The sequence below is a fragment of the Peptoniphilus sp. HMSC075B08 genome (genome assembly GCF_001815405.1).
GTDB lineage: Bacteria > Bacillota > Clostridia > Tissierellales > Peptoniphilaceae > Peptoniphilus_A > Peptoniphilus_A harei.
In genome coordinates this window covers 1-23,582 of sequence record NZ_KV820448.1, presented here as the reverse complement: position 1 = coordinate 23,582, position 23,582 = coordinate 1, and the positions used below count along the sequence as shown (strand labels likewise).

24 protein-coding genes are annotated in these 23,582 nt (G+C 33.6%); 6 read left to right on the top strand and 18 right to left on the bottom strand.

Features of this window, described 5'->3' with window-relative positions:
* Positions 1 to 59 precede the first annotated feature (59 nt).
* From csaB to HMPREF3023_RS03720, 5 genes are read right to left on the bottom strand one after another with little or no spacing between them, the layout of a single operon-like run.
* Positions 60 to 1,160 carry a polysaccharide pyruvyl transferase CsaB gene (gene csaB / locus HMPREF3023_RS03740; protein WP_070700879.1) on the bottom strand — a complete coding sequence of 367 codons (1,101 nt, stop codon included), beginning with the start codon at positions 1,158 to 1,160 and terminating at the stop codon, positions 60 to 62.
* Between the two features lie 24 nt (positions 1,161 to 1,184).
* On the bottom strand, positions 1,185 to 2,564 hold the full coding sequence (locus HMPREF3023_RS03735) for an O-antigen ligase family protein (RefSeq protein WP_210400908.1): 1,380 nt from the start codon (positions 2,562 to 2,564) through the stop codon (positions 1,185 to 1,187).
* The gene (locus HMPREF3023_RS03730) at positions 2,558 to 3,106 is read right to left on the bottom strand and encodes a hypothetical protein (RefSeq protein WP_070700874.1); all 549 of its coding nucleotides are present in this window, start codon (positions 3,104 to 3,106) and stop codon (positions 2,558 to 2,560) included. Before HMPREF3023_RS03730 ends, HMPREF3023_RS03735 begins: the two co-directional genes overlap by 7 nt.
* Positions 3,107 to 3,595 carry a DUF4330 domain-containing protein gene (locus tag HMPREF3023_RS03725; RefSeq protein WP_070700872.1) on the bottom strand — a complete coding sequence of 163 codons (489 nt, stop codon included), beginning with the start codon at positions 3,593 to 3,595 and terminating at the stop codon, positions 3,107 to 3,109.
* Positions 3,582 to 4,718, bottom strand: coding sequence for a glycosyltransferase family 4 protein (locus tag HMPREF3023_RS03720; protein ID WP_070700869.1), 1,137 nt, complete (start codon positions 4,716 to 4,718; stop codon positions 3,582 to 3,584). The genes HMPREF3023_RS03725 and HMPREF3023_RS03720 overlap by 14 nt, the downstream gene beginning before the upstream one ends.
* A 696-nt stretch (positions 4,719 to 5,414) precedes the next feature.
* Between HMPREF3023_RS03720 and carB the strand changes: the two genes are divergently transcribed.
* Positions 5,415 to 8,618 carry a carbamoyl-phosphate synthase large subunit gene (gene carB / locus HMPREF3023_RS03715; RefSeq protein WP_070700866.1) on the top strand — a complete coding sequence of 1,068 codons (3,204 nt, stop codon included), beginning with the start codon at positions 5,415 to 5,417 and terminating at the stop codon, positions 8,616 to 8,618.
* A gap of 208 nt (positions 8,619 to 8,826) precedes the next feature.
* On the opposite strand, the gene HMPREF3023_RS03710 is transcribed toward carB, so the two are convergent.
* Positions 8,827 to 9,348 carry a DUF3783 domain-containing protein gene (locus tag HMPREF3023_RS03710; protein ID WP_070700863.1) on the bottom strand — a complete coding sequence of 174 codons (522 nt, stop codon included), beginning with the start codon at positions 9,346 to 9,348 and terminating at the stop codon, positions 8,827 to 8,829.
* A gap of 70 nt (positions 9,349 to 9,418) precedes the next feature.
* Between HMPREF3023_RS03710 and HMPREF3023_RS03705 the strand changes: the two genes are divergently transcribed.
* The 3 genes from HMPREF3023_RS03705 to HMPREF3023_RS03695 all read left to right on the top strand — a co-directional run bounded on the left by HMPREF3023_RS03705 (position 9,419) and on the right by HMPREF3023_RS03695 (position 10,817).
* On the top strand, positions 9,419 to 9,796 hold the full coding sequence (locus tag HMPREF3023_RS03705) for a hypothetical protein (RefSeq protein ID WP_070700860.1): 378 nt from the start codon (positions 9,419 to 9,421) through the stop codon (positions 9,794 to 9,796).
* Positions 9,797 to 9,914: 118 nt separating this feature from the next.
* Positions 9,915 to 10,355 carry a LytTR family DNA-binding domain-containing protein gene (locus tag HMPREF3023_RS03700; RefSeq protein ID WP_070700857.1) on the top strand — a complete coding sequence of 147 codons (441 nt, stop codon included), beginning with the start codon at positions 9,915 to 9,917 and terminating at the stop codon, positions 10,353 to 10,355.
* Between the two features lie 9 nt (positions 10,356 to 10,364).
* On the top strand, positions 10,365 to 10,817 hold the full coding sequence (locus HMPREF3023_RS03695) for a DUF3021 domain-containing protein (protein WP_070700855.1): 453 nt from the start codon (positions 10,365 to 10,367) through the stop codon (positions 10,815 to 10,817).
* 49 nt (positions 10,818 to 10,866) lie between these two features.
* On the opposite strand, the gene HMPREF3023_RS03690 is transcribed toward HMPREF3023_RS03695, so the two are convergent.
* The 12 genes from HMPREF3023_RS03690 to HMPREF3023_RS03635 form a co-directional block, all read right to left on the bottom strand.
* Positions 10,867 to 11,241 carry a lactoylglutathione lyase gene (locus tag HMPREF3023_RS03690; RefSeq protein WP_070700852.1) on the bottom strand — a complete coding sequence of 125 codons (375 nt, stop codon included), beginning with the start codon at positions 11,239 to 11,241 and terminating at the stop codon, positions 10,867 to 10,869.
* Between the two features lie 176 nt (positions 11,242 to 11,417).
* On the bottom strand, positions 11,418 to 12,101 hold the full coding sequence (locus HMPREF3023_RS03685; protein ID WP_070700849.1) for a V-type ATP synthase subunit D: 684 nt from the start codon (positions 12,099 to 12,101) through the stop codon (positions 11,418 to 11,420).
* The gene (locus HMPREF3023_RS03680; RefSeq protein ID WP_070700846.1) at positions 12,101 to 13,525 is read right to left on the bottom strand and encodes a V-type ATP synthase subunit B; all 1,425 of its coding nucleotides are present in this window, start codon (positions 13,523 to 13,525) and stop codon (positions 12,101 to 12,103) included. The genes HMPREF3023_RS03685 and HMPREF3023_RS03680 overlap by 1 nt, the downstream gene beginning before the upstream one ends.
* Positions 13,518 to 15,287 (bottom strand): V-type ATP synthase subunit A, encoded by a 1,770-nt coding sequence (locus HMPREF3023_RS03675; protein ID WP_070700843.1) that lies wholly within the window; start codon positions 15,285 to 15,287, stop codon positions 13,518 to 13,520. The genes HMPREF3023_RS03680 and HMPREF3023_RS03675 overlap by 8 nt, the downstream gene beginning before the upstream one ends.
* Before the next feature lie 27 nt (positions 15,288 to 15,314).
* The gene (locus HMPREF3023_RS03670; RefSeq protein WP_070700839.1) at positions 15,315 to 15,629 is read right to left on the bottom strand and encodes a V-type ATP synthase subunit F; all 315 of its coding nucleotides are present in this window, start codon (positions 15,627 to 15,629) and stop codon (positions 15,315 to 15,317) included.
* On the bottom strand, positions 15,622 to 16,614 hold the full coding sequence (locus HMPREF3023_RS03665; protein WP_070700836.1) for a V-type ATP synthase subunit C: 993 nt from the start codon (positions 16,612 to 16,614) through the stop codon (positions 15,622 to 15,624). The genes HMPREF3023_RS03670 and HMPREF3023_RS03665 overlap by 8 nt, the downstream gene beginning before the upstream one ends.
* A 17-nt stretch (positions 16,615 to 16,631) precedes the next feature.
* Positions 16,632 to 17,180, bottom strand: coding sequence for a V-type ATP synthase subunit E (locus HMPREF3023_RS03660; protein WP_070700833.1), 549 nt, complete (start codon positions 17,178 to 17,180; stop codon positions 16,632 to 16,634).
* Positions 17,181 to 17,188: 8 nt separating this feature from the next.
* Entirely contained in the window at positions 17,189 to 17,659 is a 471-nt protein-coding gene (locus tag HMPREF3023_RS03655; protein ID WP_070700830.1) for a V-type ATP synthase subunit K, read from the bottom strand.
* A 10-nt stretch (positions 17,660 to 17,669) separates the two neighbouring features.
* Positions 17,670 to 19,619, bottom strand: coding sequence for a V-type ATP synthase subunit I (locus HMPREF3023_RS03650; protein WP_070700828.1), 1,950 nt, complete (start codon positions 19,617 to 19,619; stop codon positions 17,670 to 17,672).
* On the bottom strand, positions 19,606 to 19,929 hold the full coding sequence (locus HMPREF3023_RS03645; protein WP_070700826.1) for a hypothetical protein: 324 nt from the start codon (positions 19,927 to 19,929) through the stop codon (positions 19,606 to 19,608). Before HMPREF3023_RS03645 ends, HMPREF3023_RS03650 begins: the two co-directional genes overlap by 14 nt.
* 261 nt (positions 19,930 to 20,190) lie before the next feature.
* A complete protein-coding gene (locus tag HMPREF3023_RS03640) occupies positions 20,191 to 20,736 on the bottom strand; it encodes an ECF transporter S component (protein ID WP_070700825.1) in 546 nt (181 codons plus the stop codon).
* On the bottom strand, positions 20,733 to 21,680 hold the full coding sequence (locus HMPREF3023_RS03635; RefSeq protein WP_070700822.1) for a nucleoside hydrolase: 948 nt from the start codon (positions 21,678 to 21,680) through the stop codon (positions 20,733 to 20,735). Before HMPREF3023_RS03635 ends, HMPREF3023_RS03640 begins: the two co-directional genes overlap by 4 nt.
* A 160-nt stretch (positions 21,681 to 21,840) precedes the next feature.
* On the opposite strand from HMPREF3023_RS03635, the gene HMPREF3023_RS03630 reads away from it, so the two are divergent.
* Together HMPREF3023_RS03630 and HMPREF3023_RS03625 are read left to right on the top strand one after the other, a co-directional pair.
* Entirely contained in the window at positions 21,841 to 22,431 is a 591-nt protein-coding gene (locus HMPREF3023_RS03630) for a TlpA family protein disulfide reductase (protein WP_070700818.1), read from the top strand.
* A 345-nt stretch (positions 22,432 to 22,776) separates the two neighbouring features.
* A complete protein-coding gene (locus HMPREF3023_RS03625; protein WP_070700816.1) occupies positions 22,777 to 23,316 on the top strand; it encodes a glutathione peroxidase in 540 nt (179 codons plus the stop codon).
* The last annotated feature ends 266 nt before the right edge of the window (positions 23,317 to 23,582 follow it).

The following is a 23,582-nucleotide window of genomic DNA, read 5'->3' as shown; positions in this document are numbered from 1 at the left end:
TGACCCCTTTGTGATAATTAATTTTTTAATAAATTCTTTTATATTTAAGTTAAAACTATTTAAAATTTTTCTTCTAATAAGTCCAAAGTTATTTCTACATTTCTCTTGGACTCTCGTCTCATTTCTTCTGCTCTGTCAGCTAAAACTTGTCTTCTTTCTTCCAAATTTTCAAGGGCTAATTTTATTTTAGTAAAGAGTTCTTCTGGAGTAAAGTTCTCCACATCAATAGCTTCTTCTATCCCCAGTTCCTTTACCATGGCTTCAACCTTTGGGTCATAAATTATTCCCACCATTGGAAGATTGACACTTGCTGCATATACAAGTGAATGAAGCCTCATAGCCGCAAGGAGTTTTAATTTTTTAAAAATTCCCATTAACTCTCCTGCAGAGTAGGTGTTTTCTATTAGCATTACCTTGTCCTTGTGACGACACCTATTTGCAACTTCGCTTGAATAAATATTGTCCCTAGGATTATGGAAGGGTACAAGGAGAATATCGTAACCATCTTCGATTAACTTGTCGATAGTCGCTGCAAACTTATCCCTTATCTCTTCAATATTTTTTTGATCTCTTATGCAAAATCCTATAGTCTTATCTGTAATCTTAATATTTTCATTCTTTAAGATTTCATCAACCCTATCTTCACTTGCAGCTTCAAGGGTAAAGACTGGGTCAGCAGTTACTTCTATATTTTTATTGGTAACTCCTAGATCTCTTACAAACTTATAGGAGAGGTCGTCCCTTAAACTTATATAGTCCACCCTGTTTAGGACCCATCTTGTCAAAATCCTGTTGAATTTTTTATCTATTGGTCCAATTCCATTGGCATAGACGTAAACTTTTTTTCTCAAAAACTTTGCCAAGATAATTACAGAAAGATAATAAATAATAGACCTTGTGGAAGTAATATCTTGGAGAAGAGATCCTCCACCAGACAAGAGGAGATCTGTTTCTTTTAGGGCTCCACGGACCTCACTGAATGAAAACCTATTTACTGCCCCTATTTCATAAACCTCTTTTGTTTTTTCAGGATTATTTGAGAGTGCTGTCATCTCTAAATCAATATTTAATTTTTTAAAATCATCTACCATGGCTTTTAAGATGGCGTCGTCGCCAGAATTGTCAAAGCCAAAGTATCCAGATATTACAATTTTTTTCATAAGATCACTCTGTTTAATCACTCTCTAAATAGTTTCTGCCTCTATTATGTTTTCTTCTTTTAAATTATCTTTATTTTCTATTTCTTCTAAACTTTCATCTCTCTCAAGTTTTTCCACATTTATAGCAGTGAAAATTATTCCAAGCACAATCCAGAAGGTAAATATAATTCTTGGAATATATAGGAAGTGTTCCACAAGTCCATGACCCATGATGCCAATTATACTTGCGAAAAGTCCTGCTCCAAGATATTTAAAATATTTGTCTTGAGATTTTACTAGGTTTACATAAGTGTATTTCAAACTTGAAAATAGTAAGAGAATGAAAAATATAAATCCAATTAGGCCAATTTCTGCTGCAACTTCAAGATAAGTGTTGTGAGCGTGATATATTGGCATTGTCCTTATATATCTCTCAAAGGTTTCCTTAAAAGGCACGTAGCCAAAACCAACTCCTGCAACCATGTTGTCCCTAATTACATCCCTAGTAATTTGCCAAATTTTTATCCTATACATATTTGAACTATCTACTGTTGAACCTATGGAAGTAATCCTATCTACAACTTTTTGTGGAAGAAAGGCAAGTCCACCCAAGACCATTGGCACTCCAAGAAGAAGTAACCTCTTGTCAACCAATAGTACAAAAGCAAGGGCTGCTAGGGCTATTCCTACCCAACCACCTCTTGAAAGTGTCATGACAATACAGATTAAAAGTATACCAGTTGATCCTGCAAAGAGAAATTTCTTCCTCATGCTCTTTGTATACCAAGTCATTCCCACGGCAATTGGCGTGATAAGCACTAGGTACTCTGCCAAAATATTTGGGTTAAAGAATACTGAGTAAACCCTTACTGCAATGTCTGTGTTATTTTCTGTGTCAAGCCACTCCGGTCTCATCTCTACTCCAGTAAAATATTGAAGAACTCCAAGTAGTGCAACTACAAGAGCAGATAAAAGTAACGTTGATATAAAGGCATTAAGTTGGCCCTTAGTCTTTATGGAATTTGTCATTGCAAATAAAAAGGAAATACCTGCTGCATTTAAGGCCAAGTCACGAGCTGAACCCGATGGATCAATTGATGTTATAGTCGAGAAAACTATAATAAATACAAAAATTGCAAGAGGAACTGTCCTCTCCCCAACCTTAAATTCTTCTTTGTATAAGAAAGTCCTTAGTAAGACAAAAAATCCCATGGACAAGAGCATAATTAAGCCTAAGGCATCGGGCACAAAGGGGTAAAGAAAGACTGAAGCAAATAGGCCGATTTTAATATCGTAAATAACTAAAAGCAGTCCACTTATCCCAAGAAAGGCTGCCAAAAATAACTTAAGTCCCAAAAAATAATATATGATACTTAGGAAAACTGCAGACAATAAAATAAAATTAATTTTTCTTGATCTTACCACCAGTTTTCACCGCCTTCATCTAATTTAAAAAAGCTTGTGAAAAATTCCAAAAACTTTGAACCCATAATTATATCCATGTATCTTCCCTTAAATAGTGAAAGAATTATTCCCAAAATTATAAATAAAATAGGAAAAATAATTTTCGCCCCTACAATTAGAGAAATAATCAAGGTTAGAACACCAGAATAAAAGATTATATTGGAAATAATACCTGCAATCTCATCAAAGTCATTAAGAGACCTAAAGGCTCCCCCTAAGAAAAAGGAATTTTTTATTAAGGGCACAAAAATCTTTCCAAGAAAATTCATAAACCTTTCTATAAGCCTAAATAAGCCCCTATAAATCTTATAGATAAAGGAATTTGCAAATAAAACTTTCTCTCCTCCCAGGACAAGTTTAGTTTTTGAATTTGCAAAATTTTTTTCCATTGGTTTAGCTATAAAATCATGGGCTCTTTTAGTAAAGGAGTCTTCATAGAATCCACTAAAGGCCCTATAGATTTTATTTAAAAACCTTATAGTTAATGAGTTAATAGTAATCACCTAGTTCTTTACTTCTACACCAAGTATTGTCATAAATGTTGTGATGCTCTTGTTCTTAATTCTCATCTCTGCACCAATTCTCACTTGTTCAGTGCCAACTTGATAAAAATCTTGTGTGTCCTTTACATCTGCGTCAATAGTCATAAGGACCCTGTACTTGTCAGGAACTTCTGAATTGTAAAATTTGCCTTGGTATTCAGTCTTATCCTTGTAAGGTTCAACTTCAGCAGTGGCAATTTTACCAAGATAAGTTCCCTTATCGTAATCGTAGATTGGGTCTCCAACCTTAATGTTGTTGGCAGTTACATCTCTAACATCCTTGACCTCAGCAGTAATAACACCTTTTTTAGTTGTTACTTCACCAACAGGTCCCTTATTTCCAAATCTCTTTGCTCCTACAGCAACAAGTGCAATCAGTAATACAATTACTAATAAATCAATTATATTAATTAAGCCAAAAAGTCTGCCCTTTTTGTCAATTATCTTCATTTTTTCCTCCCCTTAATATTTCTTCATAAATTTCTGTTTGTCTATTTCCCATAGATTCATGAGAATAATTTTCTATAACTTCTTTCCTTATGTTTTCTCCCAATTCCTTTAGCTTGTCCCTCTTGTTATAAAGGTCTAGGATATATCTTGAAAGAGACTTATAATTGCCCACTGGGAATAAGTATCCAGTGTAATCGTCTTTTATTATCTCAGGTATACCACCAGTCTTTGTGGAAACTGTAGGCACATTTAAGAGAGCTGCCTCAAGAATCACATAAGGGAAAGACTCTGATAAACTAGTCAAGACATTTATATCAATAGCATTAAAGAAAGAATACTTGTCTCTTACAAAGCCTAAGAAATAAATATTTTTTTCTATTCCATAGGACCTTGCCATCTCTTGTAAATTTTTCTTTTCCTCTCCCTCTCCTGCTATTAAGAAAATTATATCTGGATTTACCTTTAGGGTTTCATTGCAAGCCTTTATAAAGGTTTCGTGGTCCTTGACCTTATCGAGCCTTGCAGCAATACCAACTAAGAGTTCACCGTTGTAATTAACCTTGTGCTTTTCTAAGAAAGCAGTCTTTGGATCGTGGTCAATTTTTTCTTCTATGTCTATGCCATTGTAAAGGACATGAATTTTTTCCCTATCAAAGCCCCTATCTACTAGCATTTTTTTAAAATTGTCACTTACACAAATATAATGGTCAAATTTCTTGAGAGACATCTTATTTAAAGTCGTGTAAATCAAATTTTTGTAAAAAGAATCCTTAAAGTCAAGCTTATAGTCTGAGTGAACTGTTGTAACCATGGGGATACTTATTTTCTTTTTTAAAAACATGCAAATAAAATTAGCTCGCGCACCATGAGCGTGGACTAAATCATACTTGCTCTTATTTATTTCGTCACTTAATTTAGAAACGACTGAAAGGTCTGACCTCTTTTCCTGTGGATAGACTTCTATGTTTATGCCTCTTTCCTTGGCTTCCTCGTAAAAGGTGTCTTTAATAAAGCAGATAATTTTTGTATCTACCTTTCCACTAAGGCCCTTCATCAGGGTGAAGATGTGAGTCTTTGCACCACCTGTGTCGCCGCCACTAATTAAATGGAGAACTTTTCTCATAACTTCTCCTCCTTATCTAATTCATTATACAATAAATTTGAAATAATTTTAACAGTTTTGTTTATGTCACTTACCAAGACCTTCACCCATAATATTTTCCTTCGACTTAACAAATTTTTCCCACTTTATAATTTTCTATAAGTCTATAAAATTTTATGACTTGATAAATTTTTATGATTTCATATTTTTTTGTGACTTTATGCTTTTTTATGACTTTATGCTTTTTTGTGACTTTATGTTTTCTTGTGACTTAGAATATTTTTACGTCTTTATAATTTATTATATTTTATCTACTTTTGCTGTTTTATATTTTTTATGTTTCTATATGCATTTACGGGTAACTTATTAATTAGGAGTAATAAATTATTGATATTATATTAATAATAAAAGAGACATTATTTCAAAATAATTAGCTGATATATCATTGAGTAAGATTCCAAGCAAGAAGACTTGTAGAAGTTGCTGACAAGTTTAATAAGTAAGTTCAATATAAATTTTAAAATTTCAAAAAAAGTTCTTGCAATTGTTTCCAAAAAGTGATTTAATAATAAAGATAAAAAAATAGAAAATCAGTCCAAGGACTGAGTAAAATCATGTCCTTGTGCATGATTTTTTTTTGAGCAAATTTAATGACCTAAATTTTTTTTGCCCATTTTTAAGAATGTTTGATCTTTTATTTGGAAAAAGGAGAAAAAAATGCCAAGAGATAATTCAATTAAGAAGACACTAGTAATAGGTTCTGGTCCCATTGTCATAGGACAGGCTGCAGAGTTTGACTACTCAGGTACACAAGCTTGTGAAACCCTAAAGAAAAACGGAGTTGAAACTGTTCTTGTAAATTCAAATCCTGCTACTATTATGACAGACAAGGGTGTTGCCGATAAAATTTACATTGAACCAATTACAATTTCTTTTATAGAAAAAATTATTGAAAAAGAAAGACCTGACTCATTAATTGCCGGTATGGGTGGACAAACTGGTCTCAACATGACACTTGAACTAGACAAGCGTGGAATCCTAAAAAAATATGGAATAAAAATAATTGGTACTGACATAGAAGCCATCAAAAAGGGCGAAGACAGGGATATTTTTAGGAATACAATGAAGGAAATTGGCGAACCAATTATTGATTCTGAAATTGCAACAAGCCTTGAAGAAGGAAAGGAACTTGCAAAGAAAATTGGCTATCCCCTAGTTGTTAGACCTGCCTATACTCTTGGAGGAACTGGCGGTGGCTTTGCTTATGATGAAGAAGAACTCGAAGAAGTTTTATCTCATGGACTTAGTCTTAGCCCAGTAAACGAATGTCTTCTTGAAAAATCTATTCGTGGTTGGATGGAAATTGAATTTGAAGTAATTAGAGATGCTGCTGGCGAAAAGATAATTGTATGTGACATGGAAAATGTAGACCCAGTTGGAGTTCACACAGGCGACTCCATAGTTGTTGCTCCTTGTCAAAGTCTTGATAAGGATGTTCTAGCTAAGTTAAAAAAATCTGCCCTTAATATAGTAGAAAGTGTAAATGTTGTTGGTGCTTGTAACGTACAACTTGCTTTAAACCCAGAAACACTTGACTATGCAATAATTGAAATTAACCCAAGAGTTTCTCGTTCATCAGCTCTTGCATCAAAGGCAACAGGCTATCCAATAGCAAGGATTGCAACAAAGATTGCCCTTGGCCTAAACTTAAATGAAATCCAAAACGAAACTACTGGCGAAACTATTGAAAACTACGAACCAAAATGTAACTATGTAGTTGTTAAAATCCCTAAATGGCCTTTTGACAAGTTCAAGTTTGCCAACAGAAAACTTGGTACAAAGATGATGGCAACTGGCGAAATTATGTCCATTGGCTCATCCTTTGAAGAAGCCCTTCTTAAGGGTATAAGATCTCTTGAAATTTCCAAATTCTCTCTTGAATCAAAGTTCTCTGAAGAAAGAACTACTGAAGAATTAAAGAAGAGAATAAAATTTCCAGACGATGAAAGACTATTCGACGTCGCAGAAATAATTAGACGTGGACTCTCTATAGAAATGATTCACGACATAACTGGCATTGACCTTTACTTCTTAGAAAAAATCGAAAGAATTGTTCACGAAGAAGAAAAACTTAAAAACTTAAGTCTTGATACAATAACTCCTGAAGAATTAGCCAAGTTAAAGAAATTAGGTTTTTCTGACAAGACTATTGCAGCGGCACTTGAAGTTGATATAGATGAAGTTGTTGACCTTCGTCAAAAGAACAATATCCTTCCAAACTACAGAAGAGTAGATACTTCTCCATTTAGAAAAAATGGTGCTTACTACTACTCAACTTATGAAAAGACAGACGAAAATATTATCTCTGACAATAAAAAAATAATTGTAATTGGATCTGGTCCAATAAGAATTGGTCAAGGTATTGAGTTCGACTACTGCAGTGTTCACGCAATTAAGGCCCTTATCAAAATGGGAATCGAAACAATTACAATAAACAACAACCCAGAAACTGTTTCAACTGACTTCGATACATCAGACAAACTTTACTTTGAACCACTTACTGAAGAAGAAGTAAAATCAATTATTGACACAGAAAAACCAATGGGAGTTATCCTTGCCTTTGGTGGCCAAACTGCAATTAAACTTGCAAAATACCTTCACGACCAAAAGGTAAATATCTTTGGAACTGACTTCGAAGACATTGACAGGGCTGAAGATAGAGAAAAATTTGACGAAATGCTTGAAGAATTAAAAATCAATAGACCTAAGGGACACGGAGTCTTCAATATCAAGGAAGGTCTTGAAGTTGCAAAAGAACTTGGTTATCCACTACTTGTTAGACCATCCTATGTACTAGGTGGCCAAGGTATGCAAATAACTAACGACGAAGAAAGTCTTGTAACTTACCTAAAGGGTGCCTTTGAAAGAGATGCAATTAATCCTGTCCTAATTGACAAATACCTAGTGGGTCGTGAAATTGAAGTTGATGCTATATCAGATGGCGAAGATGTATTGATACCAGGAATTATGGAACACCTTGAAAGAGCTGGAGTTCACTCTGGTGACTCAATCACAATTTATCCAAGCATTAACATCTCAAATGAAATCAAAGATAAAATTTTAGATTACACAAAGAAAATTGCCAAGGCACTACACGTTAAGGGCATGATCAACATCCAATTCATTGAATACAAAAATGAACTTTATATCATAGAAGTAAACCCTCGTGCATCAAGAACAGTTCCTTATATCTCAAAGGTTTCTGGAGTTCCTATAGTGGACCTTGCAACAAAGACAATGCTCGGCGAAAAATTAGCTGACCTTTCTTATGGCACAGGCATTTACAAAGAACCAAAATTAATGGCTGTTAAAGTTCCAGTTTTCTCAATGTCAAAACTTAACAGGGTAGAAATTTCTCTTGGACCTGAAATGAAATCTACTGGAGAAGTCCTTGGAGTTGGAAAAGACATTGACGAAGCACTTTTCAAAGGCTTCCTAGCAGGAGGATCTGCGATAGAAGACAATGCATCACGTGTTCTTGCAACAATTAATGACAATGACAAGGAAGAATTCTTAGGAATTGCAAAGACAATGCAAGATATGGGTTACAAGATTGTAGCAACTAAGGGAACTTGTAAATTCTTAAAAGATGCTGGCATCGATGCAAAAGAAGTTGGCAAAATCAATGACCCAAGACCAAATATACTTGACGTAATAAGAAACGGCGAAATCGATCTTGTAGTTAACACTCCAACAAAGGGTGGCGACTCAACAAGAGATGGCTTTAAAATTAGAAGAATGGCTACAGAATACGGCATTGACATAGTGACATCACTTGACACATTAGCAGCAAGAGTAGCAGTTAAAAATAAAAAATTCCATGAAGAAAACATGGATATCTATGACATAAAAGAATTTTAATTTTAAAAATCTATAAAGCTTAAAAAACCTCGGTGTAATTAATACATCGAGGTTTTATTTTTTTATGTTTTATGAAATATCTGTTAGGGATTTTCTTCCTAGATATCTTATAAAAATTTAAAGTTATTGCTTTAAGCTATAAGTTATTTAATTTTTAGCTCTTAATTAAATTCATAAAAATAACCCAGAAAAGCTTCTGGGTTTAAATTTATTTTATATTTAATCTATCTTTTAAATCTCTTATGTCCTTGTCAATTCTTTCTTCGTCAAGTTCTCTGTCTCTATTTTCCATTGCCCTATCCACAAGTTTTTTCAAGTCTTGGTCAGCTTCTTTTTCAAGTTTATCAAGGGCAATCTTTACAAGTCCACCAAGTTCTCTAAATTTTGTAACCACCCTGTGTTCATCAGCAATGTGTCCCATTAAAAATCCAAAGGTCCATTCTGCATTAGTCTTTGTAAGGACGCACTTGTGGTCTACCATGACTCCCTTGCCCTTAAGACCTAATAGGAAGTCACGCAGCTCTTCCCTATCCATGTCTGATAAAACCATAAGCTTTTCTTCAGCTTCTAGTCCTTCATTCTTACTTAAATCTTCTTCAAAAAGTTTTCCAACTTTTTCTTCTAAATTTTCCTTATTTATTTTATTTAATTCAATTCCAAATTCACTTGCAACTTCTTCAGTGATTTTTGTCTTTTCACTGTCAAGTCCATATAATAAAATTTTCTTCATTTTAACACCTCTATATTATTTTACCCAAATTTAATTTAATTATTGGGTATATTATAATCGAGGTGTTATTATGAGATTAAATAAGGGCGATGAAGTTATTTACGAAAGAATTTTTACTGAGAAGGACTTAAATGACTATGCAGAAAATGCTAACTTTTGGGGTAAGCACCACGAAAATCCCAACGACAAAGGCGAATATCTTTTGCAAGGTCTTCTGACAGCAAGTCTCACTAATAAAATTGGTGGCGATTACGATATTTTGATGTATAGGATGGAATTTGATTTTTTGAAAAAAGCATATACAGGAAGAAAAATCAAAAGTATTAATGTAGTTGACAATATCGAAAGTAAAAATGGCAAAAATTTTATTGATATAACTTCAGATGTCTATGACGAAAATGGCGACCATCTTATTCACGCAATTTTAAAAGGAATTTTATTAGATTAAGTGTGGGAATATTCCTACACTTTTTCTTTTACCACTTATATAAAAATTTTGACCACTTAGCTGAGATTTATTTACTTTTTCTTCTCATGGTTTATATTATAAGTAAAGGAGGTCACATATGGATTTTGAAATTAAAATAGATGAAGCTTATAAGCTTCCCAAGACTTTTGTTTACACAGATAAGATTACGGAAGAAGTTCTAAGGATCAAGTCCTTTGTACTAGAAAATTCAGAGAGTCTTTTAATTGATTTTCTTGATGAGAAGATAAAAATTCTAAATCCGGCAAAAATTTATAGAATTTACACAGAGAATTCAAAGGTCTTTGCTGAGTCTATAGATGAAAAATATTTAGTAAAGAAAAGAATTTATCAGCTTGAAGATATTTTAAAGTCTAAGAAGTTTGTTAGAATTTCAAATTCTGAACTTATCAACCTAAATTTAGTTGATAGCTTTGACTTATCCTACTCTGGAACTATTTCTGTAAAAATGAAAAATAATTCCAAGACCTTTGTCTCTCGAAGATATGTAAAAAAAATTAAAGAAACTCTTGGTATATGAGGTGATTTTATGAAAAAAATTATTAGTCGAATGGTAAATGGTCTTTTGATATGTGAATTTGTTTTGCTTGTAATTTCTCTTGTCATGTCCTACTTCTTCACTGATGGCGATTTTTCTATTGCAAACCCTATGCTAATTGAGAACTCTAATTCAGTCTTTTCAGCAAGCTTTTTGTCAATTTGCCTCGTTGGACTTCTTGGCTTGATATTTGGCTTTGCCTCTGTAGTTTGGGGAGAAGAAAAACTTTCAATACTTGCAAGGACTATTCTACACTTTCTATTGACTGGTTCAACTATGGTTTTTGTGGGCTACAAACTCTACTGGTTCCAAAAGTCCTTTTTATCCCTTGCTATCTTTCTTGCAATTTACTTTTTAATCTATCTTGGAATATGGTTTATTGAATACGCAATTTACAAAAGGGATGTTGCAAGTTTAAATGCTAAAATTAAAAATAATATGTAAATGCAAACCACCTTATGAATTCACTTCACAAGGTGGTCATGTTTGTTATTTATTTTTCACCAATAACTTCAATCTTGTATCCATCTGGATCTTTTACAAAGAAATAAGAATCTGAATTGTCTGAAAGGGCTTTAAGTTCTGTTACATCACAACCCTTTTCTTTTAATTCTTCCCTAAAGGCTTTGATGTCTGGGTGAGAGATTGCAATGTGACCGTAACCGTCGCCCATTGTGTAATCTCTTCCGTCATAATTATAAGTTAATTCTAATTCATAGGGTGAATCCTCTAACTTTAAATAGACTAGTGTAAATTCATCTTCTGGAAAGTCCTTGCGTCTTGATTCAACAAAACCCAAATTTTCTTTATAAAACTTTTCAGATTTTTCTAGATCTTTTACCCTAATCATTGTGTGTAAAAATTTCATTTTATTCCTCCCTCTAATGATTTCTTCTTATAATTTATTTATAACCAATGAAATACATGGCCACACACAAAGTTTGAAAGTTCTATCATAATCTTTAATTAATAAAACTCAATTAAACTTTAATTTAAATTTTCTAAAATAAAAAAGCCAGAGATTTTTCTCTAGCTTTATTATTCTCATGCAAGTTCTGCATTTACTTTTTCTGATTTTTCTTCCTTCATCTCTTCTTTTGAGATGATGTCCTTGACCTTCATTAGTCTTGTTATATTTGCCCTTTCACTTTCATCAAGTTTTGAACGAATATATTTTATAGTCTCTTCTAAGTCTGGAATTGTTTTGTACTCAAGTGCATTTACTCTTCTTCTCGTCTTTTCGATTTCGTTAGCAAGAAGTTGTGACGCCTTTTCTTTCTGAGTTAGGGTCAAAAGCTCTTCCATTACTTCTGTAAGATTATCTATAGCTGAGTCAAGGTCTGAAGTTGTCTGTGCATATCCGTAGGGATATCTTGATGCATCTTCTGATGTCTTCTTTGTTATAAATTCCATTTCAGGTACGTTAACAGACATAATATTTTTCTTTTTTATATCAACTAAAGTCCTTGTTGTTGGAAGGGCAATTGCTTCTTCTAACATTTCAGGACTCATGGCAGCTGATGCCATTAAGAAGGCCTTAAAGGAATCTTGAAGTTTGTCTTCCACTTCAAGTCTTAACTTTTTGTTTTCCTTGATAAGGGTGATGAACTGTCTCATAAGTTCATCTTGCTTGTCCTTTAAAAGTTTGTGGCCTCTTTTTGATGTTTCAAGTTTCGTCTTTAGAATGGATAGGTTCATCCTTGTGGGGTTTATATTTAGTCTTGCCATTATAATCCCTCATTTTCTAAATTTTCAGGATCCTTAGAATCCTCCTCTTTATTCTCCTTATCGCCCAAATATTTTTCAATTAATTTGTCGTCAATTCTCTTAAGTTCTGTCTTAGGAATTATAGATAAAAGTTCCCAACCTAAGTTTAGGGTTTCAAGTATAGACCTATTTGTTTCAAAACCTTGAGATACATATTGTTTTTCAAACATATCTGCAAATTGAGCAAAGGCCTTGTCTGTTTCTGTTAAGGCAGTTTCCCCTAAGATTGCTGATAATTCTTTTGCTTCTTTACCTGCTGTGTAAGCAGCATAAATTTGGTTCATTGTATCTGCATGGTCTTCACGAGTCTTTCCCTTACCAATACCCTTGTCCTTAAGTCTTGATAAGGATGGGATGGCGTTAATAGGTGGCTCTAGACCTTGTTTAAATAATTCTGTTGAAAGGATTATTTGTCCCTCTGTGATATATCCAGTCAAGTCAGGGATTGGGTGAGTGATGTCACCTTCTGGCATTGTTAGGATAGGGATTTGAGTGATAGATCCATCTCTTCCTTTTATTCTTCCAGCTCTTTCATAGATACCTGCAAGGTCAGTATATAGATAACCTGGGTAACCACGTCTACCTGGAACTTCTTTTCTTGCTGCAGAAACTTCTCTTAGGGCTTCTGCATAGTTTGTCATATCTGTTAAGATAACAAGAACGTGCTTGCCTTCTTCAAAAGCCAAGTATTCTGCTGCAGTAAGGGCCATCTTTGGTGTTGCAAGTCTTTCTATTGCAGGGTCATCTGCAAGGTTCATAAATAGAACAGCCCTGTCAATGGCACCTGTCTTTGTGAAGTCATCAATAAAGTATTGAGCTTCTTCAAAGGTAATACCCATAGCTGCAAATACAACGGCGAAGTCTCCACCAGAAAGTACTGTAGCTTGTCTTGCAATTTGAGCTGCAAGTTCGTTGTGAGGAAGTCCTGCTGCAGAGAAAATAGGGAGTTTTTGTCCCCTTACAAGAGTGTTAAGTCCGTCAATTACAGACACACCAGTTTGAATAAATTCTGATGGGTAGTCTCTTGATACTGGGTTAATTGCAGTACCATTTATATCGATTTTTTCTTCTGGAATAATCTTTGGACCATCATCAATTGGTTCTCCAAGTCCATCAAAGACTCTACCAATCATGTCAGGTGAAACTCCAAGTTCAAGAGGCTTACCTAAGAACCTAACACTTGTATCCTTTAGGTTGATTCCACTAGAACCTTCGAAGATTTGAACCATGGCCTTATCACCGTCAATTTCGATTACACGACCACGTCTTTTTTCTCCATTTTGCAGCTCGATGTCAACTAGTTCTTCATAAGCTGCACCTTCTACACCTTCTACAGTCATAAGAGGTCCAACAACTTCTGTTACTGATTTATATTCTTTAAGCATCTGTATCACCGACCTCTACTAATTTATTAAGCTGACTAACAATTTTGTCCTTTATTTCATCAATTTTTTCCAATTCTTCATTTGGAACATACTTCATTCTTGCAATGCTTTCTTTAACGTCAAGTTCTTCAATTTCGCTAAAGTAGGCTCCATTTTCTAGGGCTTCTTGTCCCCTGTCATAGAAGTAAAGAATTGTGTCTAACATCTTAAATTGTTTTTCTAATGGACAGAAGGTATCAACATCGTGGAAGGCATTTTGTTGTAAAAAGTCTTCACGAATTGACTTACTTGTGTGTAATTTCATTTGGTCTTCATCAGAGAGTGAATCACGGCCAACTAGTCTTACTACTTCAAGTAAAGAAGTTTCTTCTTGTAGAAGTGCCATTGATCTCTTTCTAAGTTTAGAAAATCTTCTGTTTATATTTTCATCTAGATAAGAATCTATCTTTGGTTGATACAAAGAGTAAGAGTCTATCCAGTTAATTGCTGGGAAGTGTCTTTGATATGATAAATCATAGTCAAGCTTCCAGAATATTTTTACAATTCTAAGTGTATTTTGTGTTACTGGCTCAGAAATATCTCCACCTGGAGGAGAAACTGCACCTATAACTGATAGGGCTCCTTCTCTTTCTTCCTTACCATTTACAAGAACACGTCCTGCCCTTTCATAAAATTCTGCAATTCTTGATGCAAGATAAGCTGGGTAACCTTCGTCACCAGGCATCTCTTCAAGACGACCAGACATTTCACGAAGAGCCTCTGCCCAACGAGATGTTGAGTCCGCCATCATGGCAACAGAATATCCCATGTCTCTAAAGTATTCAGAAATTGTGATTCCTGTATAAATTGAGGCTTCACGAGCAGCAACTGGCATGTTAGATGTATTGGCAATAAGAACTGTCCTCTTCATAATAGATTCGCCAGTATTTGGATCTATTAGTTCTGGAAATTCCATAAGTACGTCTGTCATTTCGTTTCCACGTTCGCCACAACCAACATAAACAACTATTTGTGCATCTGCCCACTTAGCAAGTTGATGTTGTACAACTGTCTTACCTGAACCAAAAGGTCCTGGTATAGCTGCAGTACCACCCTTAGTTATTGGGAAGAAGGTATCAATTACCCTTTGTCCCGTAATAAGTGGTTCCTTAGGATCAACCTTTTTCTTGTAAGGTCTCCCCTTTCTAACTGGCCATCTTTGAATCATGTTAAGTTCCTTGTCGCCATCCTCAGTTTCAATAACTGCAACAGTATCAACAACTGTAAAGGAACCTTCCTTAATGTCCTTAACCTTTCCCTTTATACCATTGGGAACCATAATCTTGTGAGTTACTACTGGAGTTTCTTCAACTGTACCAAGAACATCTCCTGGTTCAACTTCATCTCCAACACTCGCAACTTTTTTAAATTCCCATTTTTTATCTCTATTTAAAGGATTTACTGTAACTCCTCTTTCTAGAAAGTCTCCGGCTTCGTCTCTAAGTCCAACTAATGGTCTTTGGATTCCATCAAACATTTGCTCAATCATTCCAGGTCCTAACTCAACTGATAGGGGTGCTCCTGTTGTATAAACTTCATCTCCAGGTCCTATGCCTGTAGTTTCTTCATATACTTGAATAGAGGCTTGGTCTCCTCTCATTTCAATAACTTCACCAATTAATTTGTCTTTAGAAACTTCTACCACATCATAGACATTGGCATCTTCCATGCCAGAAGCTACGACTAGTGGTCCGGATACTTTAATTATCTTTCCTGATTTCAATAAAGCTCCTCCTTTATAAAAAGGTGACTAATCACCTAATATATTCGCTCCAACTGCCTTTTCCACGTTTTTATTTAAGTTTTGCATACCAATTCCAAGAGTTCCCTTGTTTGAAGGGATAACAATTATGGCTGGTATTAATTCATCATTATATCTTTCAATTGTTTTTGGTATTTTTGCTGCAAGATCTTCTGTAATATAAATTACACCATAATCTTTTTTTGCAAGACTGTCTACCTGGTATCTCGCGTCCTTACCTTCATAGGCAACAAAGACATCAATTCCTATTGCCTTAAAAGATAAAACAGAGTCCTTGTCTCCAACAACTGCAATTTTATACATAACTATCACGCAACTTTTCTCTTATAAATTCACCATCAAGTCCATTTAATTTTGAAACTAAAATAATTCTTAGATTTTTAATTTCCATTTCCTTTGCCAATACATTGGCAAAAACAACTTCTGGACCATAGGTAATATATTTTACATCCTTAATAAGGTCTATAAAGTAGTTGTCCATCTCCCTCTCAAAGTTTGATAGGGTTCCCTTTTCTTTAAAGTCGTCAAGACCTTCCTTTATATACTTATAAATATCAAGTCTCTTGAAAGCTTCAGTGTCTGAACTTATATCCCTATTTAATAAATCAAAATAAGTTTCTTCTCTTAGTTTGCCTCCAGGAACAATTATGTTTTTTAAAAATTCTACATCTTTTTCCTGTTTTTTAGCCCTAAGTAGGGTCCTTATATTTGTAAAATCAATGAGATTTTTCGCATAATCTATAAATAGGTCAACTTTAGATTCTTCTGCAAGCTCAAGTAGGTCCTTAAAGTAGGCATTATCAAGATATATATCAATAATTTGAGGATCCTTCTTTTCTTCGTAAGCTTCCTCAATTTTTCCTATAAGTTCAAAATATTTATTTCTCTTGCTGCCCTTTAAGATGCCATCCCTGTATTCCTTAATATCAAATCCACCTAGGGTCATAAATAGGTCTTTTAAATCTTCTTCCCCAATCTTTTCCTTAATTAAGACCTTTAGATTGTGGTAGAAGTATTTTAATGCAACTAAGTCAACAGGTATTCTCGATGGAGAGATTTCATAAACTTCGTCATAAAATCTCGTGAGCTCCTCTTTCAGTATGACTTCATATTCTGTGGGAGAAGATATTTTATTTATAAATTTGTTGTAAACTGTATCAGATAGAGATCTAAGTGCGTCTTCCAAAGTATCTTGTTCAGAAATCCTTATAAAGTTTTCACTTTTTAAAAGCTTCTTTTCCAAAACTCTTAATCTTGTGGAACTTTGGATAAATTTATTTCTATCCATTAAATCACCTTTTCCTCTTAACTGAATAGTTCTTCAGCTAGATATTTTTCTAAATCTTCTCTCTCAGATCTTACAATGGACCTAAAGTCTCCATTGTAAACTAGATTGTCCTTGTTAAGGACAAATCCACTTTCAATATCCCTATCAGATATTTTAAAACCCAGGTCAGCCTTTTCTACAGCATTCCTATATTTTTTGGGAATATCAATAGTGCCGCCCTTAAGTTTTTCATCTCCTAAATTATTTTTTAGGAATCTGACAAAATCATCTTCAGATAGATTTTCAAGTTCTTCAACAACTTTTTCAAGGACTTCATCAATTATCCTGTTTTTCTCAGATAAAATTTTGTCTCTTGCCTTAAGTTCTTCTGATGACTTACTTCTCTTGAAGATGTCTTCTCTTTCTCTTTCAGCAATCCTGTCAATTTTATTGGCAAGAAATCTGCCGTCTTCTTTTCTATCTTCTATAATAGTGTTTTCTTTTTCTTCAGCTTCTTTTATTATAAGCTTTGCTTTTTCCTCTGCATCCTTAATTATTTTATTTAAAATATTTTCAAGTCCTGCCATAGTATCACCTAGGCTCTGAATAGGATAAAGAATGAAATTGCAAAAGCAAGAATAGCGTAAAGCTCAACCATTACTGCAAAGATAATACCCTTTGCTTGTTGTTCTTCGTTTTTAGCAAGGATGTTGATACCTGCAACAGCTACCTTTCCTTGTGCAACAGCAGATACAAGTCCTGCAAGACCAATTACTGCACCACTTGCTAGGTACATAAAACCTGTGTTAACTGGTGTGTCAGCTGCAAGTCTAAATAAGATAAATAGTCCAATTACGAAACCGTAAAGACCTTGTGTACCTGGAAGCAGTTGAAGTACAAGTGACTTACCAAACTTTTCTGGTTCATCAATTACAACTCCAGCAGCAGCTTCCCCTGCTAAACCTACTCCCTTAGCAGAACCTGCACCTGCAAGTGCAACTGCTAAAAAGATTCCAATTGATCCTAAAATCAATCCGCCATATTCTCCCATTAGTCCATTTAACATATTAATCCTCCTAGTCTATATTAAAGTAATCTGAATTTTCTATCATTTTCTTGAAAGGTATGCCTCCACCTTCATAGAATTTATTAAACATTTCTACATAAGTTAGCCTTGCTGTGTGAACATAAGCTGACAAATAAGAAAGAAAGGCATTAAATAATTGGAAGGCCACAAAAATTACTATGGCAAATAACTTGCCAATTATATTTGATTCAAAAAGCATTCCTGCAATCATATTTATAGCAAGTCCCAAGAAGGAACCTGATAAAACCAGTGCCATAAGTCTTAGGTAAGATACAAAGTCCCCAAGATAAGATGTGATTCCATAGAGAGAATAAACTCCCCAACCAATCTTTGCTCCAGTTGACTTTTCTTCTCTACCACCTGTTGCAACAATTCCAACCATACCAATAATCATTATAATCATAAGTAACTTGCTGTAAGGTGCAATTTGTGGAAGGAACTTTCCAAGTATAAAACCTATTGCTCCCAAGACTGCCATGTACCAAAATCCTACATCATATAGGGCATCCTTTGGTTTTCCATCACGAATATCCATATAAGCCTTAATACCAAGACCAAAGAATATGTGAATTCCACCTAGGATAACTGATAATATTACCAAAAGTGTAGAATCCTCTGCTGGATCTATTAAGCTTGGAAGTTCAATTATTCCTCCAAAGAAGGAACCAAATACTAGTCCAAATATAATTGTTGAAATAGATAGGTAGTTAAAAAACTTGAAAAACCTTCTCTTCTTATCTGTTAGTTTGAATTTCTTCAAGGCAAAAAGTGTTGCCAAGAATACCAAAAGACCATAACCAAAGTCTCCAACCATTATCCCTGCAAATACAAAATAAAAAGGTGCAAAGAATGGTGTTGGGTCAATTTCATTGTATTTTGGCATGGCATACATTTCTGTCATAAGTTCAAAAGGACTTACAAAAGCGTTGTTCTTTAGTAATATTGGAACCTCTTTTGAATCCCTATCTGGATCCTCTGCCCTTAGATAGTAGTTATCCTTGCAAACTTTTTGGATTTCCTTCTCCAAATCTTGTAGTTTGTCTTCTGGGACAAAACCTTCAATTAGATTTAATTCAGTAGTCTTTAAAAATTTTCTCTCAGACATTATTTTTACTTTTTCATTCCTATAATGTTCATAAGAGTACTTAAAATCTTCTAGGTATTTTAAGTAAGTTTTTAATTCTTCTTCAATTTTATTATTTTTTTCAAAAAGTACTTCTTTATCTTTTTCGTAGGATCCTATAGTATCCTTAACTTTTCCATCTGATTTGACCTTTATAGGAGTAAACCCATAATTTGTCATAAGATCTTTAATTTCTTCGTCCACAGAGTTCTCAACTATCATGAGATAATAGTTAAAATTCTTGTCTTTTGAGACCCTTTCAATATAGGCTAAGTCATTTTTTATTACCTCGCCTTCAAAGTCCTCTGCATAATTTGATGAGACCGTTCCTGTGTAAATGTTTACAGTACCAAACTTATTAAGATCTTTTAATGAAGAAGAAAGGTCCTCCCAAGGTTTTAATTCAGCTATTTTAGAATCAATATTCTGAATCTTACTCTTGTTCTTATCCTTTCGATCAACTAAGTCCCTAATCTCACCGTCAATTTTTTCAAAGGGAAAGGTTAAGGCCCTAGCCGTAAGTTCTTCAAGACTTATGTCACTAACCCCATCTTTCATAGCTTTAATTGGGTTTTCCTTGTCCTTAAACTTAAGTAAAAGATCAATATCTTCCTTAGATCTCTTGATTTTGTCATCAATTTCTATTAAATCTTCTGATGACCTAGGTCTTGTGAAATCATCTTCTGAAAAGTTATCTTCATCAAAATCAGATTCGTCAATGTGAACATAGTTAAATTTTTGAAACTTGTTAATCAAATTTTCCCTGTTCTCATCAAAGATAAAGAGTTTGAATTTTTTCATCTTAACTATTGCCATTATTCACAATCCTCTCTACCACTGACTTTACAACTTCAGCTTCTTTGCTCTTGGAATTTTTTGAAATTTCAGCAATTTTTTTGTCTGCTTCAGCTCCAATTGGTTTTACAGCTTCACCAGCTTCAATCCTTGCCTTTTCAACATAGGCGTCTTTCTTATCCCTAGCTTCATCAACTATTTTTCGATAAGCTTCCTCGCCCTTGGCACTTGCCTCTTCAATAATTTCCTTGGCTTTAACCTCAGCATCGCCAATTATTTTTTTTGCCTCAGCTTCAGTGTCTTTAACTTTTTTTACTGCATCATCTGACACTAAATCACCTCCAGTGTAAAATCTTCTCACAAATAAATTATAGCACTTGTTAAAATATTATTTAACTAAAATGTTTTAATCTTTATTTGTATATAATTTACTTTTACCCTTATAAGACATTTTTATTTAAAATTTATCAAAAAAGTAAATTTTAAAATTATTTACAAGAATAAAAGTAACAAGTATTCTATTAATATTTTAACAAATTAAACTGAATTTTCCAAAATAAAAAACCACTTCATTTAGAAGCGGTCGTGATAATTATTTCTTTAAAATATTTTGAAAAGCACCCATATTGTACACCTTTGAAACCAATAGTATAGAAATTAGTTTGTCAGCGTAGTCAGTTATAATTTGAATTACAAATACAATTACAAAATCTGGCAAATCCATTACTGCACGCAAGGCTTGGACAATATAAGATGATCCTGCTGTTGTCACAGTTCCAAAAAGATAAGTTGCGATAAGTGCAGAAGATATAGCAGCAGGTATTGACATAAAAGGAGTTAAATAAAACTTAGAAATATAATCATCTCTTTTTAGAAATTTAAAATATCCCGCAGTAAAACCTACTATAAGTTGAGTTGGCATAAAGTAAAGGGCAATAGGGTCCCCTATAGTGTTTACAAAGGCAGTAATCATTCCTGTCAAAAGGCCAAATATTGGGCCAAAGGTAAAACCTGCCATTATAGTTCCTATTGAGTCTAGGTAAACTGGTAATTTTATCAAGACACCAATCCAGGACCCAACCATATTTATTGCTATGCAAAGAGCTAAAATAGTAATTTTTTTTGTTGAAATCTTCATAGCAAATCACCTAAGACATTTACGTCAACTTCCTTACCTGTAATAACTTCTATAAAGTCTCTCCATACTTCAAAAACTTCTGTCTCTTCATAAATAATTACATTTTTTTCTTTTTTCATGAAGTCCATGGCATCAACCATGAGCATTCCCCTGGCAGGTCCATCTGTGATGCATTCTGCATTATAAGTTCTGCCATAAAATAAGTCTGGATTTCTTTCTAAAAGAATTGTAAGTGGATCATTTATAACAGACCCAATAATTTTTTCATATTCCCAGTGAAAATCCATATAGAAATTAGTAATCTTTTCTATAAAATTTCCCATCTCTAGATTAAGTCTCTTGATATAAGAAAGAATACTTGGAGTTAAAACAAATTCTCTAGTTACATCTAGTGGGACAATTTCTATCATTCTCGGTGCATTTTTAATCACATAATCTGCTGCCTCTGGGTCAACATAAAAATTAAATTCTGCTACTGGGCTCATGTTGCCGTGGCTCCTAAAGTTGCCACCCATTACAATAATTCTTGTGTCCTTAAAGGCATCCCTATCCCTTTCAATAGCTCTTGCTATATTAGTTAGGGGTCCTAGGGCAAAAATTGTCAAGTCGCCCTTTTTGGCTTCATCAATTAAGAAATCTATGGCATCACCAGAATTTTCTTTTTCATCATAGTCTAAATAAGTTTCACCAAGTCCATCTTCACCGTGAGTGTCTTCAGCATTTATAAATTCCTTGCAAAGGGGTTCCTCTGAACCCATATAGATTTTAAAATCTTTCTGCAAGAACTTCATAAGTCTAAGGACATTTTTTCTTCCCTTTTCAACATGAACATTTCCTGAAACCAAAGAGATCCCGAGGATTTCATATTCTTTAAGCTTTGCTGCTAGCATAATAGCTATAGAATCATCAATCCCGGGATCTGCGTCAATAATAATTTTCTTCATAATAACCTCCATTTCTTTGGAGAACAATTAGTTTTTTATACTTGGAGTTCCCGAACAAGTGAGATAAATTATACCTTATTTTTAAAAAATAGACAAGTTTTTGGCCATGAAGTATAATTGACTTAGGCAAAATTAAAAAAATTTACACTGGAGTGATTATATGAAAAAATTATTTAAAATTTTGATTGTTTGTGCAGTGGCTTTAAGTCTCTTCGCATGCAATAAGAAAACTAATGATGTATCAAAAGAAAATAATTCTAAAGAAGTTCAGGAGACAAAAGCATCTGCAATAGACTTAGAATCAATGCCAATTAAAAGATTTGACTTCCAAACTCTTGACATTGAAGAGGGAAATATTGTAAAGTCTGAAGATTTTTACAAGGAAAAACCTCTTACTCTTGTTAATGTTTGGGGAACTTTCTGTGGACCTTGCAAAGAAGAAATGCCAGACCTTGCTGACCTAGGCGAAGAATATAAGGACAAAATTAATTTCTTAGGAGTAGTTGTTGATACTAATGCAAGCATGGACACAAATGTAGAAGAAGCTACAGAAATAATTAAAAATGCTGGAGTGACTTATACAAATATAATGCCTAACCCAACAACTGAAGATAGTCTTGTGCATATAACTGCAATGCCAACAACTTTCTTTGTCAACTCTGAAGGCCAAGTTCTAGGTGGATTTGTTGGTAAAAAAGATAAAGCTTCAATTGCAGCAACAATTGACAAACTATTGGAAGAAAATAAGTAAGCTTTAGGTCATAAAAATTTGTTAACTCATAATAAAATGCTGAGTCATATAAATTTGTAAACTCATAAGAAAATGCTGAGTCATAAAAATTTGTAAACTTATAAGAAAATGCTAAATCATAAAAATTTACCAAGTCTTAAGTGATTAAGATTTTCTATAAGATTTATAAGTAACAAAAAATTACTAACTTTTTATAAGACAAGTTGATAAAATTATTTAAGAGATGGGGAACCATCTCTTTTTTAGTAAAGACTCTTAATCAGTGACTTACTAATTTTATTAAAGTCTTTATGAGTTGTTAATTTTTTAAAAATGGGTAATTAAGAATAAATAGGAGGAATAAAAATGATTTATGATTATAAAGTTGAAAGACAAGACGGATCTTTCTTAGATTTAAAAAATTTAAAGGAGAAAGTTATCTTAATAGTTAACACTGCAACAAGGTGTGGATTTACACCCCAATATAATGACTTGCAAGACCTTTATGACAAATACCACGACAAGGGACTTGAAATAATTGATATCCCTTGCAATCAATTCAAGGAACAAGCTCCAGAAAGTGATGAAGAAATTACAAAATTCTGCCAATTGAATTTCAATATTGAATTCCCTCAAATGAAAAAGGCTGAAGTAAATGGCGATAATGAACTTGAACTTTACAAGTTTTTAAAATCTAAAAAGGGATTTGAAGGCTTTGGACATGGTCCCAAGGCTCTTGCCATGGCAACCCTTCTAAAATCTAGGGACAAGGACTACAAGAATAACCCTGATATCAAATGGAACTTCACAAAATTCTTAATTGATAGGGATGGAAATGTAGTAGAAAGATTTGAGCCAACTGAAAAAATGGATTTGGTCGATGAAAAAATTGTAGAGTTAATTTAAACTTCTAAGTTAAAAATTTATAAAACAAAAAGACTTCTGTATTAAATTTTACAGAAGTCTTTTTCTTTATTTACCTTATTTTAAATTTCAAATAAATAGTTGTAATGAAAAAAAATTCTACTTATTTTAATATTATTTTAATAAATATAAGTTGGCAACAAAAAAGAGGGAGCATAAACTCCCTCTAATTTTATTTATTAAGATTTTTTTGTTAATCCCAAAGGATTAGTCAAGAATCTTTGATACTACTCCTGATGCTACAGTTC